This window comes from Mycolicibacterium setense (genome assembly GCF_000805385.1).
GTDB lineage: Bacteria > Actinomycetota > Actinomycetes > Mycobacteriales > Mycobacteriaceae > Mycobacterium > Mycobacterium setense.
The window spans coordinates 228,131-244,509 of the sequence record NZ_JTJW01000006.1 but is presented as its reverse complement, the minus strand read 5'-3'; the positions used below and the strand labels follow the sequence as shown (position 1 = coordinate 244,509).

The 16,379-nt window shown below is 64.9% G+C and carries 14 protein-coding genes; 5 read left to right on the top strand and 9 right to left on the bottom strand.

Annotated elements, in window-relative coordinates:
• The first annotated feature begins 18 nt into the window (after positions 1-18).
• From QQ25_RS11800 to QQ25_RS11795, 3 genes are all read left to right on the top strand, one after another.
• Positions 19-2,325 carry a carbon starvation CstA family protein gene (locus tag QQ25_RS11800; RefSeq protein WP_039318168.1) on the top strand — a complete coding sequence of 769 codons (2,307 nt, stop codon included), beginning with the start codon at positions 19-21 and terminating at the stop codon, positions 2,323-2,325.
• On the top strand, positions 2,325-2,462 hold the full coding sequence (locus QQ25_RS30160; RefSeq protein ID WP_216615863.1) for a CstA-like transporter-associated (seleno)protein: 138 nt from the start codon (positions 2,325-2,327) through the stop codon (positions 2,460-2,462). The genes QQ25_RS11800 and QQ25_RS30160 overlap by 1 nt, the downstream gene beginning before the upstream one ends.
• Before the next feature lie 91 nt (positions 2,463-2,553).
• Positions 2,554-3,840, top strand: coding sequence for an amidohydrolase family protein (locus tag QQ25_RS11795; RefSeq protein WP_039318165.1), 1,287 nt, complete (start codon positions 2,554-2,556; stop codon positions 3,838-3,840).
• Positions 3,841-3,917: 77 nt separating this feature from the next.
• Here QQ25_RS11795 and QQ25_RS11790 read toward each other — a convergent pair whose 3' ends face one another.
• Both QQ25_RS11790 and QQ25_RS11785 read right to left on the bottom strand, forming a co-directional pair.
• Entirely contained in the window at positions 3,918-5,153 is a 1,236-nt protein-coding gene (locus tag QQ25_RS11790) for a cytochrome P450 (RefSeq protein ID WP_039318162.1), read from the bottom strand.
• Entirely contained in the window at positions 5,150-6,205 is a 1,056-nt protein-coding gene (locus QQ25_RS11785) for an LLM class F420-dependent oxidoreductase (RefSeq protein ID WP_039378874.1), read from the bottom strand. Before QQ25_RS11785 ends, QQ25_RS11790 begins: the two co-directional genes overlap by 4 nt.
• 133 nt (positions 6,206-6,338) lie before the next feature.
• On the opposite strand from QQ25_RS11785, the gene QQ25_RS11780 reads away from it, so the two are divergent.
• The gene (locus tag QQ25_RS11780; RefSeq protein WP_039379841.1) at positions 6,339-7,835 is read left to right on the top strand and encodes an acyl-CoA carboxylase subunit beta; all 1,497 of its coding nucleotides are present in this window, start codon (positions 6,339-6,341) and stop codon (positions 7,833-7,835) included.
• A 55-nt stretch (positions 7,836-7,890) separates the two neighbouring features.
• Here the strand turns inward: QQ25_RS11780 and rox are convergent, their stop codons facing one another.
• From rox to QQ25_RS11760, 4 genes are all read right to left on the bottom strand, one after another.
• Positions 7,891-9,327: a rifampin monooxygenase gene (gene rox / locus QQ25_RS11775; RefSeq protein ID WP_039378872.1), complete on the bottom strand. Its 1,437-nt coding sequence runs from the start codon at positions 9,325-9,327 to the stop codon at positions 7,891-7,893.
• A gap of 127 nt (positions 9,328-9,454) precedes the next feature.
• Positions 9,455-10,519 carry a TIGR03857 family LLM class F420-dependent oxidoreductase gene (locus tag QQ25_RS11770; protein WP_039378871.1) on the bottom strand — a complete coding sequence of 355 codons (1,065 nt, stop codon included), beginning with the start codon at positions 10,517-10,519 and terminating at the stop codon, positions 9,455-9,457.
• A 28-nt stretch (positions 10,520-10,547) separates the two neighbouring features.
• The gene (locus QQ25_RS11765) at positions 10,548-10,919 is read right to left on the bottom strand and encodes a nuclear transport factor 2 family protein (protein ID WP_039378869.1); all 372 of its coding nucleotides are present in this window, start codon (positions 10,917-10,919) and stop codon (positions 10,548-10,550) included.
• Positions 10,916-11,962, bottom strand: a complete 1,047-nt coding sequence (locus tag QQ25_RS11760) for a phosphotransferase (RefSeq protein ID WP_039378867.1) — start codon at positions 11,960-11,962, stop codon at positions 10,916-10,918. The genes QQ25_RS11765 and QQ25_RS11760 overlap by 4 nt, the downstream gene beginning before the upstream one ends.
• A gap of 69 nt (positions 11,963-12,031) precedes the next feature.
• On the opposite strand from QQ25_RS11760, the gene QQ25_RS11755 reads away from it, so the two are divergent.
• Positions 12,032-12,640 carry a TetR/AcrR family transcriptional regulator gene (locus QQ25_RS11755; protein WP_039318148.1) on the top strand — a complete coding sequence of 203 codons (609 nt, stop codon included), beginning with the start codon at positions 12,032-12,034 and terminating at the stop codon, positions 12,638-12,640.
• On the opposite strand, the gene QQ25_RS11750 is transcribed toward QQ25_RS11755, so the two are convergent.
• The 3 genes from QQ25_RS11750 to QQ25_RS11740 are packed head-to-tail and all read right to left on the bottom strand — an operon-like array spanning position 12,623 to position 16,327.
• On the bottom strand, positions 12,623-13,702 hold the full coding sequence (locus tag QQ25_RS11750) for an acetylxylan esterase family protein (protein WP_039318147.1): 1,080 nt from the start codon (positions 13,700-13,702) through the stop codon (positions 12,623-12,625). The two genes, QQ25_RS11755 and QQ25_RS11750, sit on opposite strands and share 18 nt — an antisense overlap.
• The gene (locus QQ25_RS11745) at positions 13,695-15,311 is read right to left on the bottom strand and encodes a flavin-containing monooxygenase (protein WP_039378865.1); all 1,617 of its coding nucleotides are present in this window, start codon (positions 15,309-15,311) and stop codon (positions 13,695-13,697) included. Before QQ25_RS11745 ends, QQ25_RS11750 begins: the two co-directional genes overlap by 8 nt.
• The gene (locus QQ25_RS11740; RefSeq protein WP_039378863.1) at positions 15,308-16,327 is read right to left on the bottom strand and encodes an NAD-dependent epimerase/dehydratase family protein; all 1,020 of its coding nucleotides are present in this window, start codon (positions 16,325-16,327) and stop codon (positions 15,308-15,310) included. Before QQ25_RS11740 ends, QQ25_RS11745 begins: the two co-directional genes overlap by 4 nt.
• Positions 16,328-16,379 lie beyond the last annotated feature (52 nt).

The window sequence follows — 16,379 nt, the reverse complement described above, 5'->3', positions numbered from 1 at the left end:
GGCAAGCAAGGAGAGACCGTGGCAACACCGGATGCCCCACCGGCGGATCGCATCGAGGAGCACGACGGCGACATCACCTATATCCGCACCGACAAGGACCTCCCGCCGGTGGCGATCGTCGACCGCTCTCCGATCGGCGCCAAGCACAAGGCGATCTTCGCCACCGTCGCCGTACTGGGCGCGATCGCCTGGGCGGTGATCGCGTTCTTCCGCGGGGAGACGGTCAACGCGGTCTGGTTCGTGATCGCCGCGATCTGCACCTATGTCATCGGCTTCCGGTTCTACGCCCGGCTGATCGAGATGAAGATCGTCCGGCCGCGTGACGACAATGCCACGCCGGCAGAGCTTTTCGACAACGGCACGGATTACATGCCGACCGACCGGCGGGTGCTGTTCGGTCATCACTTCGCCGCGATCGCCGGCGCCGGTCCGCTGGTCGGCCCGGTGCTGGCCATGCAGATGGGCTATCTGCCGGGAACGATCTGGATCATCATCGGCGCCGTGGTGGCCGGCTGCGTCCAGGACTACCTGGTGTTGTCCATCTCCGTCCGTCGCCGCGGCCGCTCGCTCGGGCAGATGGCGCGCGACGAGCTCGGCGTGGTCGGCGGTGTCGCGGCGATCGTCGGCGTGCTGGTCATCATGGTGATCCTGCTGGCGGTGCTGGCCCTGGTCGTGGTCAACGCGCTGGCGGAAAGCCCCTGGGGCGTGTTCTCGATCGCGATGACGATCCCGATCGCCATCTTCATGGGCCTGTACCTGCGGTTCTTCCGGCCCGGCCGGGTGTCGGAAGTGTCGCTGATCGGCGTCGCGCTGCTGCTGCTCGCGGTGATCTCCGGCGGATGGGTGGCCGAAACATCCTGGGGTGCCGACTGGTTCACGCTCTCGAAGGTCACGCTGTCCTGGTGCATCATCATCTACGGCCTGGCCGCCTCGGTACTGCCGGTCTGGTTCCTGTTGGCCCCGCGTGACTATCTGTCCACGTTCATGAAGGTCGGGACCATCGCGCTGTTGGCCGTCGGCATCCTGATCGCCCGGCCGGTCATGCAGGCGCCCGCGATCTCGCAGTTCGCCGCCAGCGGTACCGGCCCGGTGTTCGCCGGCTCGTTGTTCCCGTTCTTGTTCATCACCATCGCCTGCGGTGCACTGTCGGGCTTTCACGCGCTGATCTCCTCGGGCACCACGCCGAAGCTGCTGGAGAAGGAAAGCCAGATGCGGCTGATCGGCTACGGCGGCATGCTCACCGAGTCGTTCGTCGCGATCATGGCCCTGATCACCGCGGCCATCCTCAACCAGCACCTGTATTTCGCGATCAATGCACCGACCGCTTCCACCGGTACGACAGCCCAGACCGCGGCCGACTATGTCAATGGCCTTGGCCTGTCCGGTCAGCCGATCACCGCGCAGGAGATCACCGCCGCGGCCGAGGGCGTGGGTGAGAATTCCGTCGTGTCGCGCACCGGCGGTGCGCCGACTCTGGCCTTCGGCATGTCCGAGGTGCTGCACCAGGTGTTCGGCGGGGAAAGCCTGAAGGCCTTCTGGTACCACTTCGCGATCATGTTCGAGGCGTTGTTCATCCTCACCACGGTCGACGCCGGTACCCGGGTCGCGCGGTTCATGCTGTCGGATGGCCTGGGCAATCTCGGTGGCCCGCTGAAGAAGCTGCAGAATCCCAGCTGGCGAGTGGGCGCCTGGGCCTGCAGCCTCATCGTGGTCGCCGCGTGGGGTTCGATTCTGCTGATGGGCGTCACCGACCCGCTGGGCGGCATCAACACGTTGTTCCCGCTGTTCGGCATCGCCAACCAGCTCCTGGCGGCGATCGCGCTGACCGTGGTCACGGTGGTGGTGATCAAGCGCGGATTGGTGAAGTGGGCCTGGATTCCGGGGCTTCCATTGCTGTGGGATCTCACGGTGACGATGACGGCATCGTGGCAGAAGATCTTCTCCGCCGATCCGAAAGTCGGTTACTGGAAGCAGCATTCGCAGTACGTCGCGGCGCAGGAGGCCGGAAAGTCGACGTTCGGCGCGGCGAAGAACCCCGATCAGATCGACGCGGTCATCCGCAACACCTTCATCCAGGGCACCCTGTCGGTGGTCTTCGCGGTGCTGGTGCTGATCGTGTTCATCGCGGGCGTGGTGATGGCTCTACAGGCGCTGCGAGGGGCCGGCCGGCCGCTGGCAGTCGACGAGGAAGTCCCATCGCGCATGTTCGCACCGTCAGGATTGATCGCCTCACCGGCCGAGAAGGAGGTGCAGAAGCAGTGGGACGCCTTGCCCGGAGCACACGCCAGGCCGCACGCCACATCGGGTGGTACTGGTCAACATTGATGGGCGACAACCACTATCGCCGCTACGTCGCACACCGCGAACGCACCCACCCGGGCGAGCCGGTGCTGTCCGAGCGGGATTACTGGAAGATGCGGCACCGCAACACGGAGGCCAATCCGGGCGCGCGCTGCTGCTGAGGGACGAATGTGCTGATGGCCTGGCCTGAGGCCGTCGCGTCCGGCTAAACTGTCGTCCATACGGTAAGGCCGTCGTGAATGGAGTGCGTTCGTGAACAAAGACGACATGATCCTGATCAGCGTGGACGATCACATCGTCGAACCACCTGACATGTTCAAGAATCACCTTCCCAAGAAGTACGCCGATGAGGCGCCACGCCTGGTGCACAACCCGGATGGCAGCGATACCTGGCAGTTTCGCGACATCGTCATTCCCAACGTCGCACTGAACGCGGTCGCCGGCCGACCCAAGGAGGAATACGGCCTGGAACCGCAGGGCTTGGACGAGATCCGCAAGGGCTGTTTCAACGTCGATGAGCGCGTCAAGGACATGAACGCCGGCGGCATCCTCGGCTCCATCTGCTTCCCGTCCTTCCCCGGTTTCGCCGGCCGCCTGTTCGCCACCGAGGATCCGGAGTTCTCCCTGGCTCTGGTCCAGGCCTACAACGACTGGCACATCGACGAGTGGTGCGGCGCCTACCCGGCCCGCTTCATTCCGATGGCGCTGCCGGTGATCTGGGATGCCGAGGCCTGCGCCGCCGAGGTCCGCCGGGTGTCGAAGAAGGGTGTGCACGCGCTGACGTTCAGCGAGAATCCGGCGGCGATGGGTTACCCGAGCTTCCACGACGATTACTGGACCCCGCTGTGGAAGGCGTTGTGCGACACCAACACCGTGCTCAACGTGCACATCGGGTCGTCGGGCAAGCTGGCCATCACCGCCCCGGACGCGCCACTGGACGTGATGATCACCCTGCAGCCGATGAACATCGTGCAGGCCGCCGCGGATCTGTTGTGGTCCAAGCCCGTCAAGGACTATCCGGATCTCAAGATCGGACTGTCCGAGGGCGGCACGGGCTGGATCCCGTACTTCCTGGAGCGCGTCGACCGCACCTACGAGATGCACTCGACCTGGACGCACCAGAACTTCGGCGGCAAGCTCCCCAGCGAGGTGTTCCGTGAGCACTTCCTGACCTGCTTCATCTCCGACCCGGTCGGCGTGACCCTGCGCAACAAGATCGGCATCGACAACATCGCGTGGGAGGCCGATTACCCGCACAGCGACTCGATGTGGCCAGGTGCACCCGAGGAGTTGTGGGATGTGCTGACCGAAAACAATGTGCCCGACGACGAGATCAACAAGATGACGTACGAGAACGCCATGCGCTGGTACTCGTTCGATCCGTTCACCCACATCTCGCGCGAGCAGGCCACCGTGGGCGCACTGCGCAAATCTGCTGAGGGTCATGATGTTTCGATCCAGGCGCTGAGCCACCATGAGCAGGGTAGCCGCGGTGACGCGCTGCATGCCGCAGCGCGGGGGAACTCGGGCTCCGAGTAGCGCGAGCTTCCCGCGAGCAGACGTAGAGTCGCACGAAACAGCGTTGTTTTGTGCGACTCTACGTCTGCTCGGCGCGCCTAACGCAGCGAGTAGCGCACCGGCAGGTGCTTGAGCCCGCCGACGAACGTGGTGGCCATGTGCTGCGGTACGCCGACGAGCTCAGCGGAGCGCAACCGCGGTAGCAACTCGGAGAAGAAGCTGTTGATCTCCATCCGGGCCAGTGCGGCACCGAGACAGAAATGCACACCATAGCCGAACGCTATGTGTTTGTTGGGATCTCGCCCGACATCGAAGCGGAACGGATCGACGAAGACGTCCTCGTCGCGGTTACCCGAGACATAGGACAGCAGTACCGACTCACCCTTCGCAATGCGTACACCACGAATTTCGTAGTCCTGTTGTGCGGTACGCATGAACTCCTTGACCGGCGTCGTCCACCGGACCATCTCCTCAACCGCGAGCGGCATCAGACTCATGTCGTTCTGCAGCCGGGCCAGTTGGTCGGGATTCTGTAGCAGCGCGTGCATGCCGCCGGAAATGCTGGCACTGCTGGTGTCGTGGCCGGCAGCGGCGATGATCGCGTAATAGGAAACGGTGTCGATATCGGACAGCGGCTCGCCGTCCAGCGTGGCGTTGGCGATCGTGGAAGCCAAGTCATCGGTCGGATTCGCCCGACGCGAGGCCGTCAGTTCGGTGAAGTACTGGAACATCTCGAGCAGCGCCATGCCCTGCTCCTCCATGCTGGCCCCGCGCTTGAACTCGTCGTCGTCGCTGCCGAACAGCTCCTGGGTGAGCTTGAGCATGAACGCAAAGTCGGACTCGGGCACCCCGAGCAGCGTCATGATCATGTACAGCGGATAGTTCACGGCGACCTGCTGCACGAAATCGCATTCTGGCCCCTCATCGACCATTTTGTCGACGAACCGCTTGGCCAGTTCGTCGGCGCGATCCTTCAACGCGCGCATTGCCTTTGGCCGGAACCAGTTGGCTCCGATGGCCCGCAGGTCGCGATGTAGTGGGTCGTCCGTGTGGATCAACGTCCGGATTCCGATGGCGGCCTGCTGCTCGTCACCCTCGCGCGTGACCAATACCGGGCGCGGCGAGTTGGTGAAGATGTCGTTGGCACGCTCGATCTCCATGATGTCTGCGTGCTTGGTGATCGCCCAGAACGGGGCATAGTCGGGTACCTCGACCCAGGACACCGGGGCGTTGGCCCGCAGGTGGGCCAGGTCCGCGTGCAATGTCACCTCGTCGGTGTACGCCGACGGGGTGGCGAACATCTTGGCGACATCGTCGATCGCACGGACGGTCATACGTTGCTCCTCACTGGCGGGCATTCTCGAAACTCCTGCAGCACCGCGTTCACGGTGTCCGGGGACACCGCGGCGGGAAAACCTGGCAGCACGCGGTCGATGACACCGTCGCAGCGGCGCCGCAACGCCGCGGCAAGCTCGGGAACCGGGGCGACCACGGCGAAGGTGCCCAGCACCTCGTCATCGATGAGCCCACCCATCGCGTCCCACTGACCGGCCAGGGACAACCGATGCAGTTCGGTGTGCAGATCGCCCCAGCCGTGCAGGTCCAAGACTTTGCGGTAGGCCGGCGTAGAGCCGTAGAACGCGAGTTGTTTACGGGTCGCGATCGACGCCGCGGCCATCTCCTGTTCGTCGGCACCGGTCACCAGGAACACCGGGCAGGACAGCTCGAAGTCGGCGCGATCACGACCGGCGCGGTCCATTCCGCGCTGCAACGCGACCGTGGTCACCTCGTCCAGATAGCGCCGGGTGGTGAACGCATGCGCCAGCAGCCCGTCGGCCATCTCACCGCATACTTCGGTCATCAGCTCCCCCACCGCGGCCAGGAACACCTTGGGGAACGGCAGGTCCGACGGTTCCGGGGTGAACATGGGCGTCATGATCTTGTGGGTGTAGAACTCCCCCTCGAACCGCAGCTTCGTGCCGTCACGCCAGCATCCCCAAATCGCCTGCAGCGCTTCGATGTACTCGCGCATGCGGCGAGCCGGGTGGCTCCACGGCATGCTGAATCGCTTTTCGATGTGCGGCTGGATCTGCGTGCCCAGCCCGAGGATGAAGCGTCCACCCGAGTACGTCTGCAGATCCCAGCCCAGCTGAGCCATGGTCATCGGATTGCGCGCGAAGGCGACGGCGATGCTGGTGCCGATCTGGATCCGCTCGGTGTGCTCGGCCGCAAGTGCCAGCGGCAGGAACGGGTCGTGGTTGATCTCTCCGGTCCAGCAGCCGTCGTAGCCGTGGGCTTCGAGCTCGCGGGCGATCTGCGGCACTTCGGCCAGCCGACTGGGGATACCGCGGTCGATCTTGACCGCGCGGAGAGCCGGTTCACTCATCAGCGGTGCATTCCTTTGCCAGCTTGTACCGCCGTGCGCAATCCGGACACCTCATCGACGCTACAGTAAGCAATTCAGTATGGTCAACGAGTTAGGCTACAAGCCAACCGCCGGTTCGAGAAGTGGAGAGATCATGACCAACGCCGCCGAGTGGAAGGAAACGCTCGAGGACCTCGCTCGACGGCGTGAACAGGCGTTCGGCATGGGCGGGCCCGAACGACTGGCCAAGCACCACGCCAAGGGCAAACTCGATGCCCGAGCGCGCATTGCACGATTGCTCGACGCCGACACCTTCCAGGAATTCGGCACCTTGGCGGGTGGCGACATCGCCGCCGACGGTCTCATCGCCGGTTCGGGCCGGATCGACGGCACACCGGTGATGGTGGGCGCCGAGGATTTCACCACGCTGGCCGGCAGCATCGGGCCCGGTGGAAACGCCAAACGCTACCGACTCGCGGAGCTGGCGCTGCGCAACAAGATTCCGCTGGTGATGTTGTTGGAGGGAGCGGGTTTTCGCCCCAGCGGCGAGCACTATGGGCGTACACCCACCGACCTCATCGCTCAGGCCAAGTGTTCGGGGAAGGTCCCGACCGTCTCGGCAGTGCTCGGGCCGTCGGCCGGTCACGGCGCCCTGGTGGCTCCGGTGTGCGATTTCACGATCATGAGCGATCAGGGAGCCATCTTCACCGCCGGACCGCCGGTGGTGAAAGAGTCGACCGGAGAGGACATCTCGAAGGAGGACCTCGGCGGACCGAATGTCGCGTTGGCCAGCGGCGTGATCCACAATTACGCCGAAGACGACGAGACGGTCATCGACGATATCCGCCGCTACTTGTCCTACTTTCCGTCGAGCGCATGGTCGTATCCGCCGACCCGCCTCGCCGACGCTACCGCTGATCCCCGACCGACCCCCGAACTCCTCGACATCATCTCGCGCGACAATCGGCAGATCTACGACATGCGCTCGGTGCTCGACGAGATCTTCGACCGCCCCGACTGGTTCGAGGTGCAACCCAAGTTCGGGCGCGCCATCATCTGCGCACTCGCTCATCTCGGCGGCTATCCGGTTGCGGTGGTGGCCAATCAACCACAGGTGATGGCCGGCTCGATCGATGCAGACGCCGCGGACAAGGCGGCCCACTTCATCGCGGTGGCCGACGCGTTCCATCTGCCGATCGTGTTTCTCGCCGACAACCCCGGCATGCTGCCGGGCAGTCAGTCCGAGCGCAGCGGCGTACTGCGAAGTGGCGCACGCATGTTCGCCGCGCAGACCGCCGCGACGACGCTCAAGCTGCACGTCACGCTGCGCAAAGCGTTCGGTTTCGGCTCGATGGTGATGTCGCTCTTGGGTTTCGACGATCAGGTGGCCACCTTCGCCTATCCGGGCGCGACGATGGGCGCGATGGGTGCGGCCGCCCTGAGCGCTGCCACCCATGCCGGCGAGGACTACACCGAGGTGCTCAAGCGGATGGAACTGGAGGCGTCCTTCCGGTCGGCCGGCCACCTCGGCTTCGATGAACTCATCTCCCCCGAGGAAACCCGCAACGCGCTGCTGGTCACCCTTCAACACGGCATTTTCAGCCGCCAAGCGGTGGCCGAGCCGGTGTCCCGCAGCCTGATCATGCCGTGAACTCGGACGGTGAGCAGACATAAAAATGCCCATTTTCATTGCCGAACAGGCAGTTTCACGTCTGCTCGAGGGGAGAGCCGAACCACTTCTCGAGGTGGGCGATCAGATCCGCTTGATCGTCCCCCACCCAGGCCACATGCCCATCGGGCCGAAGCAGCACCGCGGACACGTCCAACTCCTCGCTGGCTTCGACGACGTGGTCGACGCGGTCAGCCCAGCCGTCCACCGCGAGTCGCCCGGTCTGGTCCAGCAGCATTGCGCGCCCGGCATGCATCAGGTCGTAGAGGCGCCCGCGCTTGAGCGGGATGTCCCGTAACCGGCGACCGAGCATGTCGTGCCCTTCACCGAAGTCGTAACGGATGCCGATCGCGATGATCTTCTCCGTCAGGTACCGGCTCACCCCGGGGAAGTCCATCAATTCGGTCACCAGTCGGCGCACCGCCTGAGCGCCCGGCTCCAGCGACATCAGCTCCATCTGTGCGCGCGTGTTGTCCAGCACGTCAGCAGCCACCGGTCGGCGTTCGGTGCCGTAGCTGTCCAGCAGCCCCTCCGGAGCCCAACCGGCCACTTCGGCTGCCAGTTTCCAACCGAGGTTGAAGGCGTCCTGGACACCGAGATTGAGTCCCTGGCCACCCGTTGGTGGATGCACGTGAGCGGCATCGCCGGCCAGCAACACCCGTCCGCTTCGATAGTCTTCGGCCAGCCGCGTGCCGTCGCCGAATCGCGACAACCAGCGCGGGGAATGGACACCCAAGTCAGTGCCCGCGGTGAGCACCAACTGACGCTTGAACTCGTCCAGCGTCGGTGCCGTGGCGCGGTCCTCGGCCACCTTATCGGCAGGGACGATGACGCGGTACACGCCGTCGCCCAGCGGCATCGCCCCGAATCGCAGTTGCGTCTTGCGGACTTCGGCCATCACGGCATCGAGCGTTTCGGGCGGCACGTCCAGCTCCATCTCACCCAACAACGTCTCTACCGTCGCAGGCTCACCGGGGAAGCCGATGCCCATCGCCTTGCGCACCGTGCTGCGTCCGCCGTCGCAGCCGACGAGATAGCGCGACCTCAACCGCGACCTTGTTCCGGCCAGTTCGACCGTGACCCCGTCGTCGTCCTGGCTCACTCCGATCACCTCGCACCCGCGACGGATCTCGGCGCCGAGTTCCTGGGCATGCTCGAGCAGCAGACGTTCGGTGATCGTCTGCGGGATCCCGAGGACGTACGCGTGGGCGGTGTCGAGGCCTTCGGGCTGAGGTTTGGCGATACCGGCGAAGAACCCTCCGACCGGGTGTTTCTGACCGTGTTCGAGGAACCGGGACAGCAGGCCGCGCTGGTCCATCACTTCGATGCTGCGCGCATGCAGCCCCAGTCCGCGGACCACCTTCGACGGCTCGTGGTCCTTCTCCAGCACCAGCACGCCCACACCGTGCAGTCGTAGTTCGGCGGCGAGCATCGCCCCGGTCGGTCCCGCGCCGGCAATGATCACGTCGATCATGAATCCCCCTGTTCTCGCAGCTCAGCACTGCGGGAGGAGATTCTGCATCACCCCCGGGGCCTTGCCGCAAGCCCCGGGGTGCGCTATATGTTGGAAGTGGCAGGAAGCGGTCGACGTTCCTGCCTTTCTATTTGCCGGATCCCGCCGACGCCCGGGTGGCCCGGTATTCGGTGACGATCGGCTCGAGCTCGTCGGGTGTCGCCCCGTGCATGATCACCGCGTCGGCGCCGTAGTCGAACTCTTTGCGGATACGGTCCACGCACTGCTGTGCCGTTCCGGTGGCCGACGGTTCCAGCCATTCGTCGGGAATGAGCGTGGCAATGTGCTCGATCTGCTCGGCGCTGGCCTTGTGATCGATGCCCCCCAGAATCGAGGTGACGACGGAATCTTCCCGGAAGCGTTGCAGCACAGCGGGATCCCAATTGTTGGTGCTCACCAGGAGATCGCCGTAACCCTGCAGATACGTCGCGAGCCGGGCCACGGTCTTTTTGAGCCGCAGTTCCTCGGGCAAGTGATCGCCCACCGTGGCGAAGCACGACCACACCCGCACGCTGTCGGGGTCGCGGCCGGCTTGTTCGGCGGCATCTTTGACGGTCTTCACCGCGCGTTGCAACGTCTCCGGGGTGAAGTAGGTGTGCAGGATGACGTCGTCGAACTCCCGCCCACCCAAGGCCAGCGTCTGCGGTCCGAAAGCCACGATCGCCAAGCGGATGTCCTCGTTGAAGTCAGGGTCGAGGAACAGCACCTGGTATTTGCCGATCGGGCCATCGTGGTTGAAGATCACCTCGCCGTGCCACAGCTTGCGCATCACCTGCGCGAAGTCCTCCATCTGTGCGGTGGTCACGGCAGGCACGCCGAACGCGTTGTACATGGCCGCGATCCCGCGGCCGATGCCGAGGGTGAACCGGCCGCGCGACAGCCGGTGCATCGTGGTGGCCCACGATCCGGTGATCAGCGGATGGCGGGTGTTGTGATTGGTTGCCGCCGTGGCGATCTGCATGCGATCGGTCACCGCGCAGGCGGCGCCGACGAGCGAGGACGCCTCCTTGACGTTCCACCGTTCGGAGATGAACGCGGTGCCGAAGCCGAGTTCCTCACCGCGACGCGCCTCGTCCATCAAAGAGGCCGGGCCTTCACCGCCCGCACCGGCCAACAGGTAGTAGCCCAGTTCGTCGAGGACTCGGTCGGTCATTTCGGCTCCTCGCGCAAGCGCTCGTCGGTCATACCCAAACTCCTTGCCTGTAACCACAATTCCACACTTCGGTGATCCGCCCATCGACCACGCGGAAGATCTCCATACTGCTGATGGTCAACGAGTGGCCATCGGTGGTCGTCATCGGCGATTGGTACACGATCGCGACGTGCTCGCCGTCGTCACCCGCGACGATCAGGTTCAGGTCGAACCGGATCGTCTCGAACATCGCCCAGTGGTCGATCACCCGGTTGACCGCCTCCCCATGGGTCAGCACCTTCGCCTCGCCCACATCGTGGCGGGTAACGGTGTCCCCCAACAGTTCATCGGCGAGAGCGAAGTCCTTCTCGTTCCAGACCACCCAGTTGTACTGTTCGACCACTTCGCGCGCTGTCCTCATGAAAATTCCTCCAACGCACCGATGTCTTCGATGGCCGCGACAGCCCGGTCGATGAGGGTCAGGCACAGTTGCCGGGACCGCTCGGGGGCGACATCCCACGTCAGCAGGGCGACCACCGGCATGTAGAGCAGCAGGGCGGTCGCCAAACGGTAATGCCGCCACGCCTCGTCGAACGGGTATCCACCGACCTGGCTGACGTACGCACCCACCAGCTCTTCGTCGCGGCCTTGGCGCACCTCGGTGGGCAGACCCTGGCTGACCAGATACGCGATGTCGGCCGCGCCGGCCCCGCGCACCGTCAACTGGAAGTCGACCACCTTCAGCGCGCCGCCCCTGAAGAACATGTTGTCGGCCCGGATGTCTCCGTGCAGCAACATGTTCCGGTGCGAGAGTGCGACGAGCGCCGCGGGCGCCAGATCGGTGAACCGTTCAGCGAAACGCGCCACCTCCGGCCGAACTGTTTGCTCGGTGTGATCTCGATAGAGCTGCCAGCCCGCCGCGAAGGCCGGTAGAAAAAGGTCTCGCGTCAAGGCGCTGTCGATGCTCGGAAATTTGTTCAGGACAGTGTCATCGACGCCTGCCGACCATGTGTGCAAGCCGGCCAACTGTTCGATACACAGCTGCGCACGTTCCATCGACAACCCGGCCAGGTGGTCCGCGTTCTCCCAGTCCCGCAGATCCTCGAGCACCAGGATGAAGTCGGCTCCGGACATCCGCGCGACGTGACAGCGCGGAGTGGCCATGGGCGCATCTGGCGCGACGCACCGGTAGAAGTCCAGCTCGCGCCGATATCCGCCGAGCATCTCCATCCCGCCGCGAGCCAAAGACTCGGCGGGCAACTTGACGATCAAAGTCTCTGGCACATCATCGGATCCGCTCAGGTGGAGCCGGTACAACGCCGCGGAGAAACCGGTGTCCTCCGCGATCCGTTCGGCCCGCACCGCGCGCACCTGCGTGGCCAGCGCCTCGGACAGCCAGGACGCGGTGACACCGTCGATGCTTTTCGGCACCGACCCGGAAACAGGCACCGCGATCGGTGTCATCCATGACCTCCGCCGGAGAAATTTGACGCTGAACAACTAAGTTAGTTGTCGGCCGTCTAATATGCAAGGGTGCCTTCCCCAGCCCATGGCCTGACTCAGCCGGAGCGCGTCGAGCTGTCCTCACGCAGACTGTTGCAGGCCGCCGCGGAACTGATCGTCGAAAAAGGCTGGGAAGCAACCACAGCCGCCGAGATCGGCCGGCGGGCCGGGTACAGCCGGGCCATGGTTCATGCCCGGTACGGCAGCAAGGACGCCATCCTGGAGGCTTTCCAGGATGTGTACGTCGCGCGTCTCAATCCCGATCCCGAACCCGACGCCACCGGACTACAGCAGGTGTTGGCGCATTTCGACCGGGTGCGGGAGATCCACTCCGAGGATGCCTCGGTGACGCGCGCGATGTTCGTGTCGGCATTCGAGGCCGTGAAGACCACATCACCGCTCCGCGACGGCGTCCGCGCACAATTGGCCGGGGCCGCGGTCAAAATCGAGGCCGGGCTGCACGCGGGTATCGCCGACGGCTCCCTGCGGCCTGATATCGATGTCGACATGGCACTGCGGGACATCACCGGGTCGATCTTCGGGATCGCATTCCAGTGGGTCGTGCTTCCCGAGGACCACGATCTCGACCATGAGATCGACTGTGTCAGAGCCCGGATCATCTCAACCTACGGCAGCTAGGAACTGTTCGGTCGCCTTCTGCACTGCCCCCGAGAACAGATGCCCGACGTGGCTGCCGTCGTGCCAGTGCAGTTCGCCGCCCCACCGTTCATGCAGTGCCAGCGCCGAGGCCCGCATCGCCATCCGATCGTGCCATGCCCCCACGATCAACCGCCGCTCGGCCAGTGGCACCGTGGCAAGTGGATCGATCACCGAAGTCAGCGCCGACACGATGCCGGATTGCAGCTGTACCGCAGCCGCCTGTCCGGCCGATCCCCAGCGCCCGAGATGAAGGCCGATCATGGTGTTGAGCCCGAGAATGGGCGTATACACCGCGACCGCGGAAACACGCGCGTCGAGATGCGAAACAAGAGCCGCCACAGCGCTTCCCAGCGACAGCCCGGCCACCGCGATCGACGACGCCCGCGGTTCGAGCCAGCCGATCAGCGCCCGCACCTCCGACACTGCCCGCATCGTGCCCGCCACATTGGCCAGCGGATCGCGGGCGGGATACTCGGGCCAGGAATCTCGCCGTGACCCGTGGCCTGGTTGCACCGGCAAGGCCACGTTGAAGCCCATATCCCGCAGGCGTCGAACCCGTGCGACCAGTAGGTCCATCGGATCGCCCTGCCCGGCGCCATGGATCCAGATGAGCCACGGCCGCGTCTCAGCGCCGCAGCGGTACAGCCTCACTCTGGCCGTGGCCACACCGCCGTGACCATCCGCGAGCAGCGAAGCAGGCAGCGCGGGCTCGTGATCGAACACCAGCTCCTCGAACGTCAGCGCGCCGAACCGGCGTGGTCGGATGTGCTTGACTTGCAGCGCCTCCGGGCAGATGTGGGCACTGTCGACGTCCAGTGCGGCGAGTTCGGAGGCGGCGTCCTGGTAGTCCCCCACGGCACGCGGCAACTGTGGCGGTGGACCGGTCAGAGTCATCCCGGTCACCACCAGTTCGTCGAGCGTCACCTCGCCGAGTTGACGGATTCCGGTCACGCTGAACGGATTCCAGTCACCGCGCAGAGCACCGACCGAGCGCGGCACCACACCCCCGAGTTCCCAGGCGATCCGTGCCGCCCTATGCAAGGGTGAATCCCGGGTAGCCGTTGCACGCGATCTCGTCACAGCGGCGGCGGTACTCGGGAATCCCCGCGGTGTATCCGAGGTACATCCGCTTCTTGCCGGGCACATTGCCGCCGTTGTACCAGGAATTGCAGCTCGGGTGCACCAGCACCGTGGGCGCCACCAGCGATGTGGTGTGCTCGACCCACTCGGCCTGTGCCCGCTTCGTCGCTTCGATGCTCCGGTATCCGCCGGCCCGCAGGTAGGCGATGCAGTCCGCGATCCATTCCACGTGTTGTTCCAATGCTGCCACGAAGTTCGTTGCCGCCGAAGGGCTTCCCGGTCCCTGGATCGTGAACAGGTTGGGGAAACCGGCCACGGCCAGCCCCAGATAGGACAGCGCACCCTCTTTGGCCCAGTACTCCCCCAGCACCACCCCGTCACGGCCACGCACGTCGATTCGGCTCAGGGCGCCTGTCATGGCATCGAACCCGGTCGCGTAGATGATCACGTCGAGCTCGAAATCGGCCTGCTCGGTCGAGATTCCACTCGCCGTCACCTCGCGGATGGCTCCGCGGCGCAGATCGACCAGGGTGACGTTGTCCCGGTTGAACGTCTCGTAGTAGCCCTGATCGATGATCGGTCGCTTGCAGGCAAACGGGTGGCTCGGCACCAGAGCCGCCGCCGTCGGCGGGTCGGTGACGATGCGGGCCACGGCCTGTCCGTACAGCTCGGTCGCCATCCGATTTGCGTCGATGTCGAAGAAGACATCCCCCCAGTTGAGCGCGCCCATCACGCCGTGTTCCTCGACAGCCTGTCGTTTCTCCTCTGGCGTAGCCGATTTCACCGGCGGCCGCGACAGCATCTCCAACAACACCGAGAATGCGCTGAGCCGCGCCGCGCCCACCGGATGCTCACGTTGTGCGGCACGAATCTGTGCGTAGTCGGCCTTCAGGCGGTCCAGTTCGCCGGCTTCGAACGGCCGGACCTGCCAGGGCAGCGTGAACGCGGGTGAGCGTTGGAACACCGTCAGCTGCTCGGCCTGCTCGGCCACCACCGGGATCAGTTGGACACCGGTGGAGCCGGTACCGATCACGCCGACGCGCTTGCCCGTGAGGTCGACGCCGTCACGCGGCCAGCGGCTGGTGAACACCGATGTGCCGGTGAATCGACTGGTCCCGGGGATATCGGGCTCCAGAGGGACCGAGAGGATCCCGGTAGCCGCCACCACGAAGGGCGTGTGCAGTGTCTGACCGTCAGCGGTCGTGACAGCCCATTGAGAGATGGCCTCGTCGAACCTCATCGCCACGACCTCGGTACCGAATGCGATGTCGCGGCGCAAATCCAGGCGGTCGGCGACGAAGTTCAGGTACGCCTCGATCTCGGGCTGAGCCGGCATCGTCTCCGTCCAGACCCACTCCTGCTGGATCTCGTCGCTGAAACTGTAGGAGTATTCGATGCTCTCGATGTCGCACCGCGCACCCGGATACCGATTGACCAGCCAGGTGCCGCCAACGGCATCGGCCTTTTCCAGAACGCATACCCGCAGGCCCGATTCCCGCAGCCGGTGCAAGGCGTACAGCCCGGAGAACCCGGCCCCGACGACGATGGCGTCGAAATCCGCTTTACTCACAGGTCGACGACCTTCTCGTTGCGGTTCTTGCGGTCCACGTAGAACTGGGCTGCCCGGCCGATGAATTCTTCGGTCGGACCGGGCTTCCATCCGAGATCACCGGTTGCCTTGCTGTGGTCGGCGGGTGAGGTCAGCCAGATCAGCCGCGCCGCGGCGAGGTTGATCGGAAAGTCGGTGCCGAGTAGGCGATTGGAGATGCCTGCCAACCATCCGATGACGTACAGCGGAGCCATGGGGATGCCGAACCTGGGCGGCCGGGCACCAACCGCCTGCGCGGCGACGGTCAACATCTCGCGCTGCGTCATGTAGCGCTCGGAGACGATGTAGCGTTCGCCGGTCCGGCCATGCTCGGCGGCCAGGACGAGAGCCTCAGCGGCGTCATCGATGCCGACCACCTCCGAACCGACGCCACGCACATAGACAGGTAGCTTGCCGAACGCCGCCATCGCGACGAGCGCCCCCTGTTTCGGCTGCCAGTCGGGCGGACCGTAGGGATTGGACACACACATCGCCACGGCCGGCAGACCGCGCTCTCTGGCGTAGGACAGCACCAGATCTTCGGCCTGGCGCCGCGATTCGATGTACGGACCGCCCTTACCGGCCCAGTTGAACGGAGTGTCCTCGTCGACAGTGGCGCCGTGGTCACCGACGGCGATCGTTCCGATGGTGCTGAGGAATACGAACCGCTGCAGGTCAGCTTCGACGGCCACGTCGAGAACGTTGCGCAGGCCATCGACATTGGTGGAGAACAGCGGCGCCGGGTCGGCCAGGTGGGCACGCGTGTCGACCACGCAGTAGAACACCACATCGCGGTCGGCCATCGCCGCCGCTACCGCCTCGGTGTCGAAGATGTCGCCGTAGCACCGTTCGACCTCCACGCCATCGATGCCTTTGGTCGAACTGCTACGGCGCAGCAGCACCCGCACGTCATCGCCACGGTCGACGAGTTGGCGGGTGACACAGGCACCGACGTTTCCACTTGCCCCCATGACGAGTACTTTCCGCCGGCGATCCATCGCTACTCCATCCCGGGTTGACGATCAGCGATCGATGCTACGGTAACGCTTA

Excerpts from the sequence above, each read along its gene's own strand:
- QQ25_RS11785 (WP_039378874.1), bottom strand. The coding sequence starts at position 6,205 with ATGAGTGAACCGGCTCTCCGCGCGGTCAAGATCGACCGCGGTATCCCC.
- QQ25_RS11790 (WP_039318162.1), bottom strand. The coding sequence starts at position 5,153 with ATGACCGTCCGTGCGATCGACGATGTCGCCAAGATGTTCGCCACCCCG.
- QQ25_RS11770 (WP_039378871.1), bottom strand. The coding sequence starts at position 10,519 with ATGACCGACCGAGTCCTCGACGAACTGGGCTACTACCTGTTGGCCGGT.
- QQ25_RS11780 (WP_039379841.1), top strand. The coding sequence starts at position 6,339 with ATGACCAACGCCGCCGAGTGGAAGGAAACGCTCGAGGACCTCGCTCGA.
- rox (WP_039378872.1), bottom strand. The coding sequence starts at position 9,327 with ATGATCGACGTGATCATTGCCGGCGCGGGACCGACCGGGGCGATGCTC.
- QQ25_RS30160 (WP_216615863.1), top strand. The coding sequence starts at position 2,325 with ATGGGCGACAACCACTATCGCCGCTACGTCGCACACCGCGAACGCACC.
- QQ25_RS11765 (WP_039378869.1), bottom strand. The coding sequence starts at position 10,919 with ATGAGGACAGCGCGCGAAGTGGTCGAACAGTACAACTGGGTGGTCTGG.
- QQ25_RS11740 (WP_039378863.1), bottom strand. The coding sequence starts at position 16,327 with ATGGATCGCCGGCGGAAAGTACTCGTCATGGGGGCAAGTGGAAACGTC.
- QQ25_RS11760 (WP_039378867.1), bottom strand. The coding sequence starts at position 11,962 with ATGACACCGATCGCGGTGCCTGTTTCCGGGTCGGTGCCGAAAAGCATC.